Origin of the sequence: Plantactinospora sp. KLBMP9567 (genome assembly GCF_033446045.1) — a bacterium.
Classification (GTDB): domain Bacteria; phylum Actinomycetota; class Actinomycetes; order Mycobacteriales; family Micromonosporaceae; genus Plantactinospora.
In genome coordinates, this window is the sequence record NZ_JAWQRR010000043.1 from 174999 (window position 1) to 193671 (window position 18673).

23 protein-coding genes are annotated in these 18673 nt (G+C 71.2%); 7 read left to right on the top strand and 16 right to left on the bottom strand.

The window, feature by feature from the left end; translation table 11 throughout:
* Nucleotides 1–68 precede the first annotated feature (68 nt).
* The 4 genes from R6Y94_RS32905 to R6Y94_RS32920 form a co-directional block, all read right to left on the bottom strand.
* Nucleotides 69–941 (bottom strand): HAD family hydrolase, encoded by an 873-nt coding sequence (locus R6Y94_RS32905; protein ID WP_318399977.1) that lies wholly within the window; start codon nucleotides 939–941, stop codon nucleotides 69–71.
* Complete coding sequence (locus R6Y94_RS32910; protein WP_318399979.1) at nucleotides 941–1762, bottom strand: HAD family hydrolase; 822 nt, start codon at nucleotides 1760–1762, stop codon at nucleotides 941–943. The genes R6Y94_RS32905 and R6Y94_RS32910 overlap by 1 nt, the downstream gene beginning before the upstream one ends.
* 151 nt (nucleotides 1763–1913) lie before the next feature.
* Nucleotides 1914–3170 (bottom strand): serine--tRNA ligase, encoded by a 1257-nt coding sequence (serS, locus tag R6Y94_RS32915; protein WP_318399980.1) that lies wholly within the window; start codon nucleotides 3168–3170, stop codon nucleotides 1914–1916.
* Between the two features lie 150 nt (nucleotides 3171–3320).
* Nucleotides 3321–4136, bottom strand: coding sequence for a hypothetical protein (locus R6Y94_RS32920; protein WP_318399981.1), 816 nt, complete (start codon nucleotides 4134–4136; stop codon nucleotides 3321–3323).
* 141 nt (nucleotides 4137–4277) lie between these two features.
* Between R6Y94_RS32920 and R6Y94_RS32925 the strand changes: the two genes are divergently transcribed.
* The 3 genes from R6Y94_RS32925 (at nucleotide 4278) to R6Y94_RS32935 (ending at nucleotide 6100) form a co-directional block, all read left to right on the top strand.
* Complete coding sequence (locus R6Y94_RS32925; protein ID WP_318399983.1) at nucleotides 4278–4709, top strand: OsmC family protein; 432 nt, start codon at nucleotides 4278–4280, stop codon at nucleotides 4707–4709.
* A gap of 194 nt (nucleotides 4710–4903) precedes the next feature.
* Entirely contained in the window at nucleotides 4904–5245 is a 342-nt protein-coding gene (locus R6Y94_RS32930) for a metallopeptidase family protein (protein WP_318400035.1), read from the top strand.
* A gap of 126 nt (nucleotides 5246–5371) precedes the next feature.
* Nucleotides 5372–6100 (top strand): AIM24 family protein, encoded by a 729-nt coding sequence (locus tag R6Y94_RS32935; protein WP_318399985.1) that lies wholly within the window; start codon nucleotides 5372–5374, stop codon nucleotides 6098–6100.
* Between the two features lie 57 nt (nucleotides 6101–6157).
* Here R6Y94_RS32935 and R6Y94_RS32940 read toward each other — a convergent pair whose 3' ends face one another.
* The 6 genes from R6Y94_RS32940 to R6Y94_RS32965 form a co-directional block, all read right to left on the bottom strand.
* Entirely contained in the window at nucleotides 6158–7549 is a 1392-nt protein-coding gene (locus R6Y94_RS32940; protein WP_318399987.1) for a carbohydrate-binding domain-containing protein, read from the bottom strand.
* 344 nt (nucleotides 7550–7893) lie between these two features.
* On the bottom strand, nucleotides 7894–8850 hold the full coding sequence (gene pheA, locus R6Y94_RS32945) for a prephenate dehydratase (RefSeq protein WP_318399989.1): 957 nt from the start codon (nucleotides 8848–8850) through the stop codon (nucleotides 7894–7896).
* A 10-nt stretch (nucleotides 8851–8860) separates the two neighbouring features.
* Nucleotides 8861–9409 carry a hypothetical protein gene (locus R6Y94_RS32950; RefSeq protein ID WP_318399991.1) on the bottom strand — a complete coding sequence of 183 codons (549 nt, stop codon included), beginning with the start codon at nucleotides 9407–9409 and terminating at the stop codon, nucleotides 8861–8863.
* Nucleotides 9410–9497: 88 nt separating this feature from the next.
* Nucleotides 9498–9887, bottom strand: coding sequence for an ACT domain-containing protein (locus R6Y94_RS32955; RefSeq protein WP_318399993.1), 390 nt, complete (start codon nucleotides 9885–9887; stop codon nucleotides 9498–9500).
* A gap of 247 nt (nucleotides 9888–10134) precedes the next feature.
* Nucleotides 10135–10632 (bottom strand): hypothetical protein, encoded by a 498-nt coding sequence (locus R6Y94_RS32960; protein WP_318399995.1) that lies wholly within the window; start codon nucleotides 10630–10632, stop codon nucleotides 10135–10137.
* Between the two features lie 176 nt (nucleotides 10633–10808).
* Entirely contained in the window at nucleotides 10809–11546 is a 738-nt protein-coding gene (locus tag R6Y94_RS32965; protein WP_318399997.1) for a hypothetical protein, read from the bottom strand.
* A 164-nt stretch (nucleotides 11547–11710) separates the two neighbouring features.
* Here R6Y94_RS32965 and R6Y94_RS32970 point away from each other — a divergent pair, with 164 nt between their 5' ends.
* On the top strand, nucleotides 11711–12934 hold the full coding sequence (locus R6Y94_RS32970) for an arginine deiminase (protein ID WP_318399999.1): 1224 nt from the start codon (nucleotides 11711–11713) through the stop codon (nucleotides 12932–12934).
* 72 nt (nucleotides 12935–13006) lie between these two features.
* On the opposite strand, the gene R6Y94_RS32975 is transcribed toward R6Y94_RS32970, so the two are convergent.
* The gene (locus R6Y94_RS32975; RefSeq protein WP_318400001.1) at nucleotides 13007–13294 is read right to left on the bottom strand and encodes a flavin reductase; all 288 of its coding nucleotides are present in this window, start codon (nucleotides 13292–13294) and stop codon (nucleotides 13007–13009) included.
* On the opposite strand from R6Y94_RS32975, the gene R6Y94_RS32980 reads away from it, so the two are divergent.
* Both R6Y94_RS32980 and R6Y94_RS32985 read left to right on the top strand, forming a co-directional pair.
* On the top strand, nucleotides 13290–13760 hold the full coding sequence (locus tag R6Y94_RS32980; RefSeq protein ID WP_318400036.1) for a DUF5753 domain-containing protein: 471 nt from the start codon (nucleotides 13290–13292) through the stop codon (nucleotides 13758–13760). The two genes, R6Y94_RS32975 and R6Y94_RS32980, sit on opposite strands and share 5 nt — an antisense overlap.
* Nucleotides 13753–13953 carry a DUF397 domain-containing protein gene (locus R6Y94_RS32985; protein ID WP_318400003.1) on the top strand — a complete coding sequence of 67 codons (201 nt, stop codon included), beginning with the start codon at nucleotides 13753–13755 and terminating at the stop codon, nucleotides 13951–13953. The genes R6Y94_RS32980 and R6Y94_RS32985 overlap by 8 nt, the downstream gene beginning before the upstream one ends.
* A 165-nt stretch (nucleotides 13954–14118) precedes the next feature.
* Here R6Y94_RS32985 and R6Y94_RS32990 read toward each other — a convergent pair whose 3' ends face one another.
* From R6Y94_RS32990 to R6Y94_RS33010, 5 genes are all read right to left on the bottom strand, one after another.
* Nucleotides 14119–14307 (bottom strand): hypothetical protein, encoded by a 189-nt coding sequence (locus tag R6Y94_RS32990; protein ID WP_318400005.1) that lies wholly within the window; start codon nucleotides 14305–14307, stop codon nucleotides 14119–14121.
* 550 nt (nucleotides 14308–14857) lie between these two features.
* Nucleotides 14858–15349 (bottom strand): SRPBCC family protein, encoded by a 492-nt coding sequence (locus R6Y94_RS32995; protein WP_318400006.1) that lies wholly within the window; start codon nucleotides 15347–15349, stop codon nucleotides 14858–14860.
* The gene (locus R6Y94_RS33000; RefSeq protein WP_318400008.1) at nucleotides 15346–15996 is read right to left on the bottom strand and encodes an SRPBCC family protein; all 651 of its coding nucleotides are present in this window, start codon (nucleotides 15994–15996) and stop codon (nucleotides 15346–15348) included. Before R6Y94_RS33000 ends, R6Y94_RS32995 begins: the two co-directional genes overlap by 4 nt.
* A 1-nt stretch (nucleotide 15997) precedes the next feature.
* A complete protein-coding gene (locus R6Y94_RS33005) occupies nucleotides 15998–16366 on the bottom strand; it encodes a metalloregulator ArsR/SmtB family transcription factor (protein WP_318400010.1) in 369 nt (122 codons plus the stop codon).
* 603 nt (nucleotides 16367–16969) lie between these two features.
* On the bottom strand, nucleotides 16970–17188 hold the full coding sequence (locus R6Y94_RS33010) for a helix-turn-helix domain-containing protein (RefSeq protein ID WP_318400012.1): 219 nt from the start codon (nucleotides 17186–17188) through the stop codon (nucleotides 16970–16972).
* Between the two features lie 244 nt (nucleotides 17189–17432).
* Here R6Y94_RS33010 and R6Y94_RS33015 point away from each other — a divergent pair, with 244 nt between their 5' ends.
* The gene (locus R6Y94_RS33015; protein WP_318398518.1) at nucleotides 17433–18626 is read left to right on the top strand and encodes a DDE-type integrase/transposase/recombinase; all 1194 of its coding nucleotides are present in this window, start codon (nucleotides 17433–17435) and stop codon (nucleotides 18624–18626) included.
* Nucleotides 18627–18673 lie beyond the last annotated feature (47 nt).

The following is an 18673-nucleotide window of genomic DNA, read 5'->3' on the forward strand; positions in this document are numbered from 1 at the left end:
GACCACCGACCGGTCCCGGCCGGGCCAGGAACACGAGCCCGGCCGGGCCGGAACCAGAGCCCGGCCGGTCAGGCCGGGCCGGCGGTCCGGTCTGCGGCGTGGCTGCCCGGTCCGGCGGCGTCGCCCGCCGGGTCGGGGTCGAGCAGCGCCTCCAGGTACGCCGCCACCCCGTCCTCGTCGTTGCTCGCCGTCACGTCACCGGCGATCTCCAGTACGGCCGGGTGCGCGTTCGCCACCGCCACCGCCCGGCCGACCCAGGTCAGCATCGGTACGTCGTTCGGCATGTCCCCGAAGGCGACCACGTCGGCGGCGTCGAACCCGTGCCGGGTGCAGTACCAGGCCAGCCCGGCCGCCTTGGTCACCCCGGCCGCCGAGATCTCGATCAGCCCGCCGTACGACGAGTGGGTCGCCTCGGCGAGCCCGGCCAGCGCCCCGGCCACCACCTTCACGAAGACGTCCGGGTCCTGCGCGCCCGCCCGGGCCAGCAGTTTCACCGCCGGTACGGCGTGCAGGTCGGCCGGACTCTCGACCATCCGGATGTCGGGGTAGCCCCGGTCCCAGTTCAGCGGATAGTCCACCTCGTGCCGGATCTCGCGGCCGTCGGTCACCTCCACCGCGAAGGTCACCCCGGGCACCTCGGCGCGGAGCCGCTGGACCACCTCGGCGAGCAGGTCGGGAGCGAGCGGATCGGCCCGGAGCACCTGGTCGGCGACCGGGTCGTAGACCACCGCCCCATTGGCGCAGACCGTCGGCAGCGGCTGGCCGAGCTGGTCGTAGACGTGCTGGAGCCAGCGGATCGGGCGGCCGGTCACCAGGACCACGCCGACGCCCTCGGCGGAGATCCGCGAGATCGCTTCGACGGTACGCGGGCTGACCGTCTTGTCCGCCCGCAGCAGCGTGCCGTCGAGATCCGTGGCCACCAGCCGAGGTAGTCGTCCCATCAACGCGAGAGTAGTCGATCGAGGTAGACCGCGACCCCGTCGTCGTCGTTGCGCAGTGTCACCTCGTCGGCGGCCCGTCGCACCGTGGGGTGGGCGTTGGAGACCGCCACCCGGGCCCAGCCGGCCCACTCGAACATCGGCAGGTCGTTGGGCATGTCCCCGAAGACCAGCACCTCGGCGGGGTCGACGCCGAGGGTCTGGGCCACCACGGCCAGTCCGGTCGCCTTGTCCACCCCGGGCGGGCAGATCTCGATGAAGCCGAGCCCGGCCTGGGTGATCGAGGCCTGCTCCGCCGGTACGAGCCGGCGGGCCGTCGCGAGCAGGGTGTCGACGTCGTGGTCGGGGGTGCGGGCGAACGCCTTGATCACGTCGCTGCCCAGGCAGTCGAGTCGGGTCCGCGCCTCGAACCGGTCCTGGTAGGGCCAGGTCGCGTCGAAATCACCCCAGAGCGGGGCACCCGGTGCGTCCAGCGCCTCGACCATCACGGTCAGCGGCCCCACCTCGGCCTCCAGCACCCGGAGCAACTCGGCCAGGGACGCACCGGGCAGCCGCTCGTCCCGCAGGATCACCGGCCCGGCCGGGTCGGTCTGGTCGACCACCCGGCCGCCGCCGGCCATCACCAGGAAGTCGGCGGCCCGGATGTCGTTGCGGGTGAGCTCGGCCAACCGGGGTCCGCGCCCGGTGGCGCCCACTACCGGAATGCCGGCGGCCCGGACCCGGTCCAGCACCTCGTGGGTGTACGCCGAGACGGTCTCGTCGGTGCGGACCAGCGTCCCGTCGAGGTCGGTGGCGATCAGCTTCGGCAACCCGGGTCGGGGCATGGCTCCTCCTCCACCCCGCCGCCCGCCAGGCTCGGAGAAGTCGCCGGAACTGCTGCTACCGGGTCAGCTGGCGGTGACGGGGCAGCAACCGTATCTCACCTTCCGGGGTGGCTCCATGACATTTGTGTGAAGTGCTCTTCACCGGAGGGCTTCACTTCGGTTCGAGTATGTCCCGGCCGCCGAGGTATGGCTGGAGGGCCTTGGGGACGCGTACCGAGCCGTCCGGTTGCTGGTGGTTCTCCAGGATCGGTACCAGCCAGCGGGTGGTGGCCAGGGTGCCGTTCAGGGTCGCGGCCATCTGCGGGCGGCCCTGATCGTCCCGGTATCGCACGTTCAGCCGCCGGGCCTGGAAGGTGGTGCAGTTGGAGGTCGAGGTGACCTCCCGGTAGCGGCCCTGCGACGGCACCCACGCCTCGCAGTCGTACTTGCGGGCCGCGCTGCTGCCCAGGTCACCCGCTGCCACGTCGATCACCCGGTAGGGTAGTTCGACCTTGGCCAGCATCTCCTCCTCCCAGGCCAGCAGCCGGAGGTGCTCGTCGTGCGCCTCCTCCGGTCGGCAGTAGGAGAACATCTCGACCTTGTCGAACTGGTGTACCCGCATGATGCCCCGGGTGTCCCGGCCGTACGAGCCGGCCTCCCGGCGGTAGCAGGACGACCATCCGGCGTACCGGACCGGCTCGGCCAGGTCCAGGATCTCCCCCGAGTGGTACGCGGCCAGCGGCACCTCGCTGGTGCCGACCAGGAACAGGTCGTCGGCCTCCAGCCGGTAGACCTCGCTGGCGTGCGAGCCGAGGAACCCGGTGCCCTCCATCGCCTCCGGCTTGACCAGCGACGGGGTGATGGTCGGGACGAAGCCGTGTTCCACGGCCTGGGCGACGGCGAGTTGCAGCAGGCCGAGCTGGAGCAGCGCGCCCACCCCGGTCAGGTAGTAGAACCGGCTGCCCGAGGTCTTCGCGCCGCGCTCGACGTCGATCGCCCGCAGTGCCTCGCCCAGCTCCAGGTGGTCGCGCGGGTTCTCGATCTCGGGCCGGGTGCCGACCTCGCGGAGCAGCACGAAGTCGTCCTCGCCGCCGGGCGGGGTGCCCTGCTCGACCACGTTCGGGATCGCGTACTGCGCCCGGCGCAGCGCCGCCTCGGCCACGCCGACCGCGGCCTCGGCCGCCTTCACCTCGGCGGAGAGTTCCTTGGTCCGGGCGAGTAGCCCGGCCTTCTCCGCCGGGTCGGCCTTCGGCATCCGCTTGCCGAGCTGCTTCTGCTCGGCCCGGAGCGCCTCGAAGCGCCCGACCGCCGCCCGCCGCTCCTCGTCGGCCCGCAGCAGGTCGTCGACCACGGACTCGGACTCGCCACGGGCACGCTGGCTGGCACGTACGGTATCCGGATCGTCGCGGAGCAGACGCAGGTCAATCACGGGAACCGAGCCTACCGGTGCGCGGCGGGGCAGGTGTATCGAGATACGCCCGGCCGACGCGCCGCCCGGCCGGGGCGGTGGTGGCCCCCGTCCCGGCATCCGGACCGTGGCCCTGGCCGAATCCGTGCCAGGCCGGCCGGCTGGGACGGCTCAGTGCGCGAACGGCTTGGTCGGGGTCACCGTCAGGTCGATCGGTGGTGGCCGGCCGTCGTCATCGTCGGCCACCTCCGGCGTGCCGGCCGGCCGGGGCCGCCGCCACGGCCAGTCGGACTCCTCCGCCGGCAGGGGTCCGGCCGGTGCGCCCGGCGCGCCGGCCGGCGACGGTGCGACCGCGCTCCGCCGGACGAAACGCCCGGCGAGCAGCAGGGCCAGCCCGAGCCCGCCGGTGCCGACGTACGCCAGCACGAGGCCCTGGCCGTACTCGATGACCATCCCGTCCAGTTGGCCGTACATCTGCCAGCGGTCGGCCAGGGTGTCGAGCGAGCCGGTGGTGGCGAGCAGTACCCCGAGCACCGCCCCGGAGACGGCCAGCCCGACGACCCGGGCGTTGTGGCGTACCCCGGGCGAGCCGAACAGGACCAGTGCCAGGCAGCCGAGCACGGCGAAGACCCCGACCAGGTACGCCGTGCCGAACGTCGACATGTCCACCACGCCGCTGCCCAGGGCGACCGCGTTCTCGGCGCCCTCGACCGTCATGCTGGTGACCGCCCAGTCGCCGATCAGCGAGGCGAAGACGGCTGCCGCCCCGGCCGCGCCGACCACCGGCACCAACCGGCTGTCCCCGCCGAGCCGGCGCAGGGCGAGCCCGGCCCGCCCCCCGGTACCCGGGCGGTCGCCCCACGAGACGATGCTGGCACCGTCCGGTGTGGTTTCCGCGTCGTCGTCCGGGCGTTCCGGATCCTCCGGGCCGGCGTCCCGACGGCCGTCCGGCCCGTCCTGGCGGGGGATGGAGACGTCGTCGGGCATCGCTGACCCCTTCCACGGCGGACTCCTGCCATCGATGATGGCACAGCAGCCGCGGACCGGCCCCGTACCGCGGGGCCCAGGTGGTCCGCGTCCTGGCCCGGGTCGTCGCGTCGCCGGTCGCTTTAAGCTAGCGTCGGCACCATGCCTATCCGCACCGCATCCGCCCGCTGGCAGGGCAATCTCACCGAAGGTTCCGGCACGATCCGCACCGGCAAGGGCGGGTTGCAGGGGAACTACTCGTTCAAGTCCCGCTTCGAGGAGGGCGACGGCACCAACCCGGAGGAGCTGATCGGCGCGGCGCACGCCGGCTGCTTCTCGATGGCCTTCTCCAAGGCTCTCGCCGACGCCGGATTCACGCCGACCTCGGTCGAGACCACCGCCCAGGTGCACCTCGACAAGACCGACGCCGGCATGACGGTCACCCGGATCGACCTCGACACCGTCGGCGACGTGCCGGGGATCGACGAGGCCGAGTTCAACAAGCTGGCCGAGGTCGCCAAGGCGGGTTGCCCGATCTCCCGGCTGCTCTCGCCCGGGGCCGAGATCTCGCTCAACGCCCGCCTCGCCGCCTGATCCTGGCGAAACCTCTCCACCCATCCCTCGGTCGCGGTGGTCAGGGCACTTCCCGGTACGTCGCCGAGCGCGGCGCCGCCGGCCCTGATCATCGCGATCGTCGACGTCGGTGGCGCGTCCGGTTCGTCCGGACGGGCCCGCGCCTTCCGACGGGCACCGCTCGGGTGCGGCACAATTGGGCGGTGCCGGTCGAGATGAGCCGCGAGCGTTTCGAGGAACTGGTCGCCGAGGCCCTCGACGAGGTGCCGGAGGAACTGCTCAACCTGATGAGCAACGTCGTCATCCTGGTGGAGGACGACTCGCCGGAGGACGGTCCCGAACTCCTCGGCCTCTACGAGGGCCACGCGTTGACCAGCCGGGGCTGGGACTATGCCGGGGTGCTGCCCGACCGGATCTTCATCTACCGCCGGCCGATCCTGCGGATCTGCGACACCGAGGACGACGTCGTCGACGAGGTCGCGATCACGGTGGTGCACGAGATCGCCCACCATTTCGGCATCGACGACGGCCGGCTGCACGACCTCGGCTGGGCCTGAACCAGCGACCTCGGCCGCGCCTGGCCGGCCCCGGTCCTGCCTGACCACCGGGAACGGCCGCCCCCGGGAACTGCCTGGTTGCGCCGGTTGCCTACCCTCGGTCCTCCACCCGTCAGGAGGAACGTGATGCGCAGCGCGCTGTTTTCGGCAGAGAACCTGGAGAAGGAGTCACACCAGCCCGGGATGCGGCTGCAGAACTCCAAGATGCTGAAGATCGAACTCAACGGCGAGGCGATGGCCCGGGTCGGCTCCATGGTCGCGTACCAGGGGCAGGTGCAGTTCCAGGCGTTGGGCTCGGGCGGGCTCGGCAAGTTTCTCAAGCAGAAGCTGACCGGCGAGGGTGTCCCGCTGATGAAGATCAGCGGACGGGGTGACGTCTTCCTCGCCGACTACGCGGCGGACGTGCACATCATCGACCTGGAGCCGGGCGACGCGCTGTCGATCAACGGCTCCAGCGTGCTCGCCTTCGACTCCAGCCTGCAGTACGACATCAAGATGGTCGGCGGGGCCGGCATGATGTCGTCGTCCGGGCTGTTCAACTGCGTCTTCAGCGGCTACGGCCGGATCGCGATCACCACCAAGGGAACCCCGGTGGTGCTCAACGTCGACGCGCCGACGTACGTCGACCCGCAGGCCGCGGTCGCCTGGTCGGCGAGCCTGCAGACCGGCTACCACCGGGCCGAGCAGCTCGGCCTCGGCACGCTGCTCGGCCGGCGTACCGGTGAGGCGTTCACGATGAGCTTCGCCGGGCAGGGCTTCGTGATCGTCCAGCCCTCCGAGGAGCCGCCGATCCAGGGCATGGGCCGCCAGGAGCAGGGCGGTGGCGGCGGACTGCTCAACCAGTTGCTGGACTGACCGACTGCCGGAGGCGCCCCGCCCGGGACGCCTCCGGCCGGTGTCGGGAGGTACGGCTCAGAACCGGCCGTACCGCCCGGCGGTGACGCCGGTCAACACCCGGGTCGCGCCGGTGATGCTGCCGCTGGCGTAGTAGCCGCCGATGCTGGTGCCGCTGACGCTGCCGCCGGTGTAGACGTCGTACGGCTGACCGTTGGTGATCCGGCTCGACGAGAAGACGACCTCCCGGATGGTCCGCGACGACCGGAACGAGGCCAGCACCGTGCTGCCGGAGACGACGTGCACGATGGTGTTGGCGGCAAGGTTGGTGTTGAACCGGGGGGCCACCCAGCCCTGGCCGGTGTTCGGCACCGCCCGGAACACGGCCAGCGAGGTCAGGCCGGCGCCCACCACCGTGCCGGCGGTGAAGGTTATCGGCCCGTCGGCGTCGAACGCGCCCTCACCTCCGCCTACGGTGCTGGAGCCGTTGGCCACCACCGTGCCGCCGGCGAAGGTCAGCTCGCCGTTGGAGTCGAAGCCGTCGGTTCCGCCGGTGGCCACCACCGTGCCACCGGTGACCCGGATGAACGCGATCGTGGAGGGGACCCAGTCGCCGAGACCCTCTTCCACGGCGTTGATCGCGTCGTCGCTCGCCACCGCGTTGACGGTGCCGCCGCTGATCGTCGTCCGCAGCCCCTCCACCGCCTCGTACGACCGGGTCACGTTGATGGTGCCGCCGGAGATGTTCACCGCGTTCTCGCCCTTGACGGCGTCGTCGGCGACGGCGGCGGTGATCGTGCCGTTGGTAATGGTGACGATGCCCTTGCCGGCCTCGGTGTCGTTGGACTTGATCCCGTCGCCGCCGCCCGATGTCACGTTGATGGTGCCGCCGTTGACGGTGAGCGAGTCCTTGCCCCGGATGGCGTCGTCCACCGAGTTCACGGTGATCGTGCCCGACTGGATGACCAGGGCGTCCTTGCTGACGATGCCGTCGGCGTAGTTGGCGCGGACGTCCAGCGAGCCGGTCCCGCCGATGGTCAGCCCGGCCGCGCTGAACAGCGCGGCGTCCGGCTCGCCGGTGTTGGTGTAGGTCGACGCGTCGGTGAGTCTGTTGCTGGTCCCGGCGGCCAGCGTGACGGTGACCGCGCTGGCGTTGGTGACGTAGAGCGGAGCGGACGTCGAGTTGGTGATCGAGACGCCGGCGAGGACGAGTTCCACGTTTCCGGTGGCGGCGGTGTCCACGTTGACGTAGCCGTCGTTCAGCGTGCCGCTGATCTGGTAGGACCCGGGAGCCGTGATGGTGACGGCGTTACCGGAGACGGTGACGTTGCTGCCCGAGACGCTCGCGCTGGACCCGTTGAGGGTGATCGTGGCGGTCGGGGCGGCGACGGCCGCGACGGCGAGCGGGCCGGCCAGCAGGGCGGCCGTCAGCCCTCCGGCGAGGGTGGTCCGGCGTACTGCGGATGTCATGAGGGGTCCTGTCTGTCGGGGACGGAGGCTGGACCGAGGCGTGGCGGGGGTGCCTCTATCACCGGCGGCCCGATCATGAACCACTGGTGAACCGAGGGTATCCATCGATGAGTGTAAATGAGTACGTCGGGTGTCAGAGACCTCGCGGGCAAAAACTTCTGCTGCCGCCAAGGTCCCCCGTTCGCCGTCGCCGGCCCACAGCCCGGGGTGGCCCCCGGGACGGCACGCCCACGGTGTCACCGTCCGGCTCGGCAGCGTGCCGTAGCCGCCCTCGATCGCCAGCGAGGCCGTCGGGGAGGGCGTCAGGCGATCCGCTCCGTCTTGCCGCGTACCGCCGTCACGACTCAGGAGAGTTCGCCGGCGCGCAGTCGGGCGAGCCAGGCCGCCGCGTCGGCGTAGTCGACGTCGGAGAGCCCGGCCGGCGCCGGGACCGGGCGCTCGGCCACCGCCGTGCTTCCGCGATGCCTCGGGTACGACCCCAGGAAGCGCACCTCGGCGCAGATCCGGCGCAGCCCCTGGAGCGCCTCCCCGACCCGGTCGTCGGCGACGTGCCCGGTGCAGTCGAGGAAGAACGCGTAGCGGCCGAGCGCCTCGCCGGTGGGCCGGGACTCGATCCGGGTCAGGTTGACCCCGCGTACCGCCAACTCCATCAGCACGGCGAGCAGCGCGCCGACCCGGTCGTGCGCGATGTAGACGGCGAGCGAGGTCAGGTCGTCACCGGTCCGGGGCGGCGGCGGGCCCGGCCTGCTGAGCAGCACGAACCGGGTCACCGCGTCGTCATGGTCGGCGATCTTGTCGGCGAGCACGGTCAGCCGCTGCCGGGCGGCGCCGATCGGCGCGCAGATCGCGGCGTCCTGCTGGCCGTCGACGGCGGCGAGCGCCGCGGCGGCGTTGGAGAGTACGTCCACCACGACCGCGTCGGGCAGGTGCTCGCGGAGCCAGCGGCGGCACTGGGTGGACGCCTGCGGATGGGCGGCTACCGTCCGCACCCCGGCAAGGGTCCGGCCCGGCGGCGCGGCGAGCACGAACTCGACCGGCAGCACCACCTCGCGCGTGATCACCAGAGGTTCGCCGTCGACCATCTCGTCCAGGGTGACCGTCACCGCGCCGCCGATGGAGTTTTCCAGCGGCACCAGCGCGGCGTCGGCGTCGCCGGCCCGGACCGCGTCCAACGCCTCCGGAACGCTGCGCGCCGGGGTACGGATGCCGCGCTCGGCGGCCGGGATGGTGCGCAGCGCCTGCTCGGCGAAGGTCCCCTCGGGCCCCAGGTAGACGAAGCGGGTCGGCGGTGTTCCGGGCATGCCGTCCAGCCTACAAACCGCCGTACGCGGGCGGGGGTGCGTCACACACCGTCGTCCGGAGCGCGGGCGGCGCCTCGGCCCGGACCGTGATGGTGCAGACGTCGGAGCCGGCGGTGACCAGCCGCAGGTTCCCGGGGCGGCCCCGGGTCACCGCCTGCAACGGCTCCCGGTCGGCCACCGTCACGACGCTGTACTGCCAGTCCTGCACGCAGAGCGGCCCGGTCTGGAAGGTGACCCGGCCGGAGCGGGGCAGGTTCGCGGTGCGGCGCAGCAGAGCGGTCACCTGGTCGCGGCTCGGCCCGCCGGCCGGGCAGGCGACCAGCGAGGTGGGGCTCGGCGTCGGCGTCGGCGTCGGGTTCGGCGCGGATGTCGGCGTGCCGGTGGGGTCGGCCGTCGGGGTGGGGGTCGGCCGGGTGGGAGTGGCTCGGGGCGTCTGGAGCTCGGGAGGCACGCCACAGGCCGCCAGGGCGAGGCAGCCGGCCAGGGCCAGGCAGCCGAGCAGGGCGCCGGCGGTGTGGAACCGGCCTGCGGTGGGGGCGGACGACGGAAGACGGAGCACGGCCGGATCCTCGGGCATAGGTGGCTGCCGTGGGTGGTGTGGCGAATGGCCCCGCCAATGGTAGGGCGTCGGCCTGATCGACCACCCTTCAGGTGGTGATCCGGTGTCCGAACTGTCGCAGCGCGGCGAGCGCCTCGACGAGCCGTACCGAGGGGACCAGCAGGTAGTCGGTGTCGAACGTCGAGAACGCCACGATGTTGACCCGGGCGTCGGCCAGCGGCACGACCAGGGAGGCGAGGATCCCGGTCAGCGCCAGGTCGAGCGGGCCGGCCACCCGGAGGCAGCGCCACGGGGTCTCGGCGGTGGCGTCGGCCGGGACCTGGTCGGCCCGGCAGATGATCGACAGTTCCGCGCCGCTCCGGGTCACCGACAGCACGCCGGAGTCCGCCGGAGGGCTCAGTAGGCCGGCCGGCACCGGTGAGCCGGCGGGCAGCCGGCACACGGCGTACTCCTCCGGCAGCAGAGCGATGTCCAGCATGAGGAGACCTTACGGGGGGTACGGCACCGGCCCAACACCACCGCCCTGCGGGAGGGCCAGATCGCGACGCGCGTCACCTGCCCGGCGACCCCCGGGTGGCCGGAACGTCTCGCGGAGCTGTCCAACCGGTGACCGGTGTACCGCCCGAGCCAGCCTTCGCCGGCCGGCGGCCGACGGACCCGCCCAGGTCGGGCAGACGGTGCTCAGACCCCCGGAAGGGGGCGCTCAGACCCCCGGAAGGGGGCGCTCAGACCTCGGAGAAGAAGGTGAGCGAGCCGGCGACCTCGCCGTCGGTGAGGACCGGCGTGGCGATCGCGTCCACGGTCGTGGCGTCCGGCCCCTCGGCCTCAGGGCAGCGCACCCGGAGCAGCCCCCGGGCGAGCCGGCCCGAGTGCAGGGCGAGCAGCGGGGGGATCTTCTCGACATCCTGCTCGGTCAGCTCGCCGCGGGCGGCGGTGAAGTCGAGCAGCCGCAGCCCGCTGCCGAGCAGCAGGAGGCCGAGCACGTCGAGCGGGGTGCCGAGGCCGAGCAGTTGGCAACAGGACGGCGAGACGGCGGCGATGGTGGTTCCCCGGTCGATCAGCAGGCACGGCTCGGCAGCCGCCGAGACCGTCTCGGACCACCGGGTGAACCCGTCGAGGTGACCTCGCCCGTCGGCGTCGTCGAAGCCGGTGGACCCGTGCCCGAGCGACGGGGTCGCCGGCGTCGGGAACGCCTCCGAGATCGAGAGTTCGACGTGGGCCACCGCGCCTCCTATTTGCCGCACCACGCCCAACGCTAGCCGGTGCCTCCCGGGGTCGCGACCCCCGCGGTGCACCGGCCGGTCGGGCCATCCCGCAGCCCCCGCCGGTACGGCACACACCCCTCGGCCCCTTGGGTGGCGACGGGGCGCCGCCCGGCGGGTGGCGTCGGCTGGTGACGCTACCGGCGACCGGCGTGCTTGTCAGCCGCCGTTCGGCCCTCCTCGTACCACCGGTAGTCCGCCGCCGACCGGTACGGGGCGTTCAGCCAGGTGGCGGGGGACTGGGCGACCCGGGACAGCTTCTCCGCCGTGGCGGCGCTGATCCGGTTGCCGCCCGCGACGAGCAGCCGGTCGAGTTCCCGGTGGGTCGCCACCAGGCACTCCTTGGGCAGCCCGTACACGCTGATCACCCCGGAGCCGACGAAGGTCAGCACCGGGGTGACCGGAATGGTCAGGCCGACCGCGTTGGAGAGTGCCTTGGCGGCGCGCTTGGCATCTCGCCGCGCCTCCGACACGTACGCCGGCCGCTTGCCGTTGATCTGCACGACGTCCCCGGCGATCAGGACCCGGGACCGGCCGTGGTCGGCCACGGTGACCGCGAAGAGTCCGCTGGGACCGATCGCGAGGAAGCCCGCGCGCTCGTCCCGGGACCGGTAGTCCAGGTCGAGCATGCTCGCCTCGGTCATCTCGGTACGCGGCCAGTCGACCACGTGCCACGATGGACCGAGATGGTCGAGCCGGCTCAGCGCCCGGGCACCGGCGGCCTCGATCCGGCGCGCGTCTCGTTCCGCGCGGCGCCGACGGGCCCAGTCCATCGGCGTCGGCCGGACGGCCTCCAGAGGGGGAAGTTGGTTGACCGGCGCGGGAGGGAGGGCCCGCGCAGCGGGAACCGCTGATCGTGCAGAAAAGACAGTCATCGTGACCTCCGGCAAAAGGTCCCTCGAAGTTATCTCCTCACTACGGTACGTGGCCAGACCTAGGGAGCGGCAAGTCGAAGCACCGGAGTGAGTGTGGATGAATGCCCCATTCACCCGAAGCCCTTTTTCCCGGATGGTGCCAACTGCTGTCCTACGCTGCGAGGATGACCCATTTCGTGGACAGCGAGGTCGGGCGTCTCGGCACCGTACTTCTGCATCGTCCCGGGCCTGAACTCGCCCGACTCACGCCCCGGAACAACGACTCGCTGCTCTTCGACGCGATCCCCTGGGTCGGGCGGGCGCAGGAGGAGCACGACGCGTTCGCCGCCGCGCTGACCGGGCGCGGCGTCGAGGTGCTCTACATCGGAACCCTACTCGCCGAGACGCTGGCCGTGCCGGACGCGCGGTCCGAGATGACCGAGCGGGTACTCGCCGACACCCGATTGGGTGACACGCTGCGGCGCCGGGTGGCGGAGCACCTGTCGTACCTGGACCCGGCCGCGCTGGCCGACGTGCTGATCGCCGGCCTCGCCCACGAGGAGCTGCGGCTCGGCGGCGACCGGGGCGGCGGCCTCGTCTACCGGCTGATGGACCGGCTGGACTTCGTGATCGACCCGCTGCCGAACCTGCTCTTCACCCGGGACTCCTCCACCTGGATCGGCAACCACGCCGCGGTGACCAGCCTGGCCATGCCGGCCCGGGGCAGGGAGACCAGCCTGACCGACGCGATCTACCGGCACCACCCCCGGTTCGCGGGAACCCCCTTCGTGTACGGCCCCGGCCTGGAGCACCTGGAGGGCGGCGACGTACTGCTGCTCGCCCCCGGGGTACTGGCGGTCGGGGTCGGCGAGCGCACCACCCCGGCCGGAGCGGAGCGGCTGGCCCGACGGGTCTTCGACGCACGCCTGGCGCACACCATCCTGGTGGTGCCGATCGCCCAGGAGCGTGCCACCATGCACCTGGACACGGTCTGCACGATGGTCGACGTCGACGCGGTGCTGATGTATCCGAACATCGCCGACACGCTCTCGGCGTACACGGTGGTGGCCGGCACCGACGGTGATCTCCAGCTCGACGGGCCGGCTCCGTTCCTGCGCGCGGCGGCGGACGCGATGGACCTGGACACGCTCCGGGTGATCGACACCGGCCTGGACCCGGTGACGGCGGAACGCGAGCAGTGGGACGACGGCAACAACACGCTGGCGCTCGCGCCCCGGCTCTGCGTCGCGTACGAGCGGAACGTGGAGACCAACGCCCAACTGGAACGGGCCGGTATCGAGGTGATCCGGATCGCCGGTTCCGAACTCGGCTCGGGCCGGGGCGGCCCGCGCTGCATGTCCTGCCCCCTCGTCCGGGAGCCACTGCGCCCGGGAGCACCGTCCAGGTGATGACGCGGACCCGCCCCGGCCGCCGAGGGGAAGGCGGCGGACCGGGGCGGGTCGCTCGGGTGACGAGGCAGGTCAGCGTCGGCGCGGTACCCAGTGGAGGATCTGGCCGACGATCAGTGCGGGGTGCGTGTCGGGCAGCTCTTGCAGCGCGCGGGCGAGGTGGGCACCGAGGTACATCATCAGGCCGACCCGGTCGCCCTCGAAGCCGACGAGCAGGGACAGGCGTGCCTGCGGGCACGGCCAGGGATGCTCACATTCGCGGCAGTCGTAGGTCCGGGTCGGGACGTGTCCGCCGGTTCGGCGTTCCCGCCTCCGTCGTCGCGCGGCGAACCGCTCCCAGCGTGCCGGTGGCCCGATCACCGGTCACGTCCGTGCACCGTGCCGGGCGCGGTGTTCCCGCGCAGGGGCGAGGGCTCCGGGGCGGACGTTGGCCAGGTGTGCACGGCTGGGTGCGTCCCAGATGGTTCGAGAGCCTCCGACGCTGTCCGCCATCATCGGCGAGTTCGCGCTGACCTTCGGGCCACCCGAGGTGCGCCGGAAGCAACTGCAACACCTGCTGGAACTCAGCCAGCGATCGAAGGTCCAGGTGCTCGTGGTGCCTCGGTCCGCTGGTCTTCACTCGGGCCTTCAGGGTGCGTTCGTGCTGGCGACGCTCCCCGCCAGCCGCCGCGCCGGCTATGTCGACGACCAGCTTCAGGGCCGCGTGGTGACGGACGGGGGAGATCTGGACCAGTTGGAAGTATCGTGGGAGATTGTCAGCGGGCTGGCCCTACCGGTGCAGCCGTCAAGGGATCTTCTCCAGAGAGCGATCACCGATCATGACTGACCAGACGCCACAGTGGCGCAAGAGCACCCGCAGTAGCTCTAACCAGGGTGCCTGCGTCGAGGTGGCCGACAATCTGCCGGGCCGGGTGCTGGTCCGGGACAGCAAGGACCGCGACGGCGGCACGCTGACCTTCGGGCCGGCAGGCTGGCAGGCGTTCGTCGACCTGGCGAAGCGGGTCGGGACGGTCGGCTGACCGCCGCTCACGACGAAGAAAGAACGGCTCCCGGCGATGACGCTGGGAGCCGTTCTCGTTTCACGCCGCAGCCGGAGACGGCCGGTCGTGCCGCCGCCGGATGGTCTCGGCACAGTTGACGCAGATGCACCTACAGCGAGAAGACCGCTGCCCGTCGGTTCGACGTCAGCCGGTGATGAGTGCGGCGACCGCGCCGCCCGAGGTGACCGTGCGTCCGGTCGTACGCTGGTAACGCCGGACCAGGTCGTGTCCGCGTGACCGCTGGCCGAACCGGCGCTCGGCGCGCAGCAGTGGGCTCCGTGACGGTGGTGGGAAGGTGTCGGCCAAATCGGCGAGCAGGCCCCGGGTGTCCACCCCGGCCGTCTTCAGCGCCCATGCCGCCCCGGGATCGAGCGCGACGAGGGAGAGGGCGAGGTGTTCCGGCTGGTTATGCCGGCCTCGTCTGACACCGTTTGTCGGCCTCGTTCGACACCACTTGGGCTCCGATGGAGTAGGAGTGTCGGCTTCCTTCGACACCACTTCGCAGCCCGCTACCGCTCGGCGAGTTGGCGGCTTCGGTTGCTTGGGCCACGCTGAGGCCAAGGCTGCCGCGACGGTGCGGTACCCGACCCCATGCTTGCGTTGAAGAGCGCGCTTCGACAAACCCGCCTTGGCATCGCGCCGGATCGCGGCGTACAGGTCGACGCGTGACGTGCGTGCACCGCGAGTCATGGCGCTTAGAACCGCCTCGGTGGCTGAGCGGTCAGGCATTCCCGACGCGTTCCGCCCGGATGGGAGCGCTCACCAAGAAGCCGGCCGTGAGAACCCAAGTGCTCGATGATGGTCACGCCCCAAGATCCCGTGACGGGGCGCTCCAAGAATCGGGCCATCGCCGTGGGGGATTCCTGTCGCTGGCTGTGACAGATCAGTTCGGCCCTTGGCGGACGTCCGTCCCCTGTTCGGCGAACGCTTTGAAGTCCTGCATGTGTTGCCGCGACTGCTTGCGGAACGAGCCAGGAATGAGCAGCGCCACCAGCCGCATCAGGAGTCCGTCGAACCGGAACTCGCTCTCGCTCTCCCACAGTGTCGTGTTCGGACCGGCTTCGATGATCCGGTCGCGTTGCGCCTGCCACATGCCCTCGCCGACGATCTCGCGGTCGTAGTGCACGACGACCGAGCTCGGGATGGCGTGCAGGTCTGCAGGATCCACGCGTGTGATGGTCTCGGTGGCCTCCATCCTCTGCTTCCCCATCTGGAACACGACTCGCGAGGTGGTCCCGAGCTGGCCGTGCACCCCGTTCACCGGCTCGTGCAGCACCAGGCCCCGCAGCCACTTTGGCACCTGCGCCGGGTCGGAGATCAGCTGGACCACCTTCTCGCGGGGCAGGTCTATCTCGACTGAGGTGGTGTACTTCATCGCTCGTTGCCTCCGGGGGCGTAGAACGCGGTGGTGGCCTCGACCGCGGCCGCCACGTGATCCGGATCGCCGCCGGCGGCCAGGTGAGCTTCGCCCCATGCCACAGCGCTACGCCTGGCGAACTCGCGGCCCGCGGGCGAGGTCTGGAACTCCTCGTCATCGGGGGCCTCGCCGTCGGCTAGGAACCGTGCCAGGGTGAGGAGACGCAGGTCCCAGCCCACACCACCGGCACCGGGGCCGTAGGTCGGGAACAGGGGCTCCCCGACTGCCGCTGCATGGACCAGTTCGAACTCGGTGCCCCCGGCAGGGCTCGGGGACAGGAGCACCTCGACCTCGCTCGTACCCGGCCACTCGTCGCCCTCCGGCCCGAAGAGCCAGGACACCCGCACCCGCCGCGGCGGGTCGCAACGGAGGATCTCGCCGTGCTCACCGCCGTCCAGCTCGAACGACCCCCCGAGCCGAAGGTCGCCGGTGACTGGCTTCAACCAGCGGCCCAGCCGCTCGGGGTCGGTGATGGCGTTCCACACCTCGTCGACGGGTGCGTCGTAGCAACGCCGCAGCTCAATCGTGTACGCGTCGCCGGCGGGCAGGGTCGCTGTGCCCATCGTCCGGCGCGCAGCGGCCAGTTCGTCCAGTACGTCCTTCATGTCATGTTCCTTTCGCTAGCGGATCGGCCTTGCCAACACCTGGGGTCCGGGATGAACGCCTGCCGCGGGCCAGCTCAGTTCCCAGTGCATCGAGCCGCTGATTCCAGAACCCGCGAAACCGGTCCAACCACACGTCAACCTCGCTCAGCGACGTGGGGTCGACGGCGTAGAACCGGCGAGCCCCCTCAGCCCGGACCGACGCGAACCCGTTCTCACGCAGAACGCGCAGATGTTGCGAGACAGCCGGCTGGGACAGTGCGAACTCGGCCCGGATCACGTCTGTGATCGCGCCAGAGGTCTGCTCACCGTCGGCGAGCAGCTCCAGAATGCGCCGGCGCACCGGGTCTCCGAGCATGTCGAACGCGTGCACGACCCAGGATTATGCCAGGCATAACTTATATAAGCCAGCGCTGGCACTTCGCGTCACCCGCGGTGTCGATGTCCATCGACATCGATACGCACCATCGATGCTGGTGTCGAAGAGACCGACATCCGGTGTCGGCTGAGACCGACGTAGCCATCTGGCCGGTGCTCGCGGTCCCGGCGGGCGAGTGCGAGCCGGAGTGATGCTTCGTAGGCCGCCCGGGCGTCGAGCCCGAGGGGCGGGCTCGACCGGGCGCATCGCCGTCGTGCCTCGGCCGCTCCGAACGGCAGCAGCGGCTCGGGTGCGGTCGCCCGGTCCAGTACGGCCGGACTCAGGCGTGACAGGATCCCGTCCACGTCGATGCCGAGCGGTGCCAGGGTGTCGCGGTCGGCGGCGGCTCCGGCGCCCAGCGGCGCGGCTCGGCGTACCGCTTCCCGGATGGCCGACTCGGTGGCGCCGTGCCGGTCGAGGGCGGCGCTGACGGGTGACCCGTCGCGGTGAGGGCGAGCAGGAGATGCTCGCTGCCGGCCCGGGGGTGGCCGAGATCACGGGCCCTGGCCAGGGCCCGATCCACCGCGCGACGGAGATCGGGGTGATCGCCTCGGAACATCAGACCTCCTGGTCGCGGCGGTATTTCCGGTGCACGGTCTGCTTGGTGACGCCCAGCCGGACGGCGATGTCCTGCCAGGACCAGCCTGCCCGTCGGGCCGCCGCGACCTGTTCGGCCTCCAGTTGTTCCACCAGGCGGCGAAGCCGGGCGACCGCCCGCAGCGCGGCGTCGGGGTCGCTGCCGTGTGCGGCACGGTCAAGGTCGGCGATCGCGGACATGCCGTCAGCATGTGCTGACGGTGACGACCCGTCAACACATGCTGACGCAGCAGCGCTGACACTCCTCGCCCAGCTCGACGCCGACCCGGCCGAGGCGACCCGGGCGGCGGCCCTCGCACGCGGTTCAAGATCCTTGGCGAGTTATGGCGTGTGACGAACTGTTCAGTCCCATGACATCTGTCGCAGGTTGTGTCCCGGTACATGTGTCACATGATCGGTCTGGTGGGCGGTATGACTGCTGGGCATGGCGAATCGACGTCAGGTCATGACCGCGATGGACGCCCTGCTCGCGGCGGGCGTGCGGATCGACAACGTGCAGCAGTGGTGCGATGACAACAACGTCAACCCACGCACCTTCTACCGGCACCGCGCCCGGGTACAGGCCGAGGGTGTCTGGCGGGAGCGATCCCGCCGGCCGCATCACAGTCCTGGTATCACCCCGCCGGAGCTCGACGCGTGGATCTGCAAACTCCGCAACGATCTTGGTGTCGACAACGGCGCGGACCAGATCCGTGACGAGCTGTTGCTGATCCACGCGTTCACCGACCCTGGCTGGAGGGTGCCGTCACGGTCGACGATCAACCGGGTCCTGTCCCGCCACGACCTGCTCGACCGCAACCCCGCGAAACGACCCCGCGGCACCTGGCGCCGCTTCGCCTACGCCCAGCCCCGCGACTGCTACCAGATCGACGCCACCAGGATCCGCCTCGCCAACGGCCAACTCGTCGCGGTCTTCGACGTCCTCGACGACTGCACCCGCATGCTCGTCGCCTGCCGGGCCGCGCCGGCCGAGACCAGCACCGCCGCGATCGCCGCCATCGGCAGGGCCTTCACCGACCACGGCCCACCCGCGATCGTCCTGTCCGACAACGGCACGATCTTCACCCACCGACTCCTCAAGGACAACGCCGGCCCGTCCCCGTTCGCCGAAACCGTCCACCATCACGGCACCCGACTCATCCACTCCAGCCCCTACCACCCACAAACCTGCGGCAAAGTCGAACGCCACCACCAAACCCTCAAAAGATGGCTCACCGCCCAACCCCACCAACCCCACACCCTGCGACAACTCCAACGCCTACTCGACACCTACCGCCACCACTACAACCACCACCGCCGACACAGCGCCCTACCCGGCCGCGTCACCCCACACCACGCCTGGACCACCGCACCCCACCACGGCGGACCACAAGCCCTACCCATCCAAACCGACGCCACCGTCCACCACCCCACCGTCTCCGACACCGGCGCAATCAACGTCGGCTACACCCGCATCGGTCTCGGCTGCATCTGGCGCGGCCACACCGTCACCGCCATCCGCGACGGCAACCACATCACCGTCTACGCCAGCAACGGCCACCCCATCGGCCACACCACCGCCCCACGAGACAAGAAGACCTACACACGCCTCACCCCAATATCGAACATCATCAACTGACACATGTCCCGGGACACACCCTTGACACATCTACCGGGACATGACAG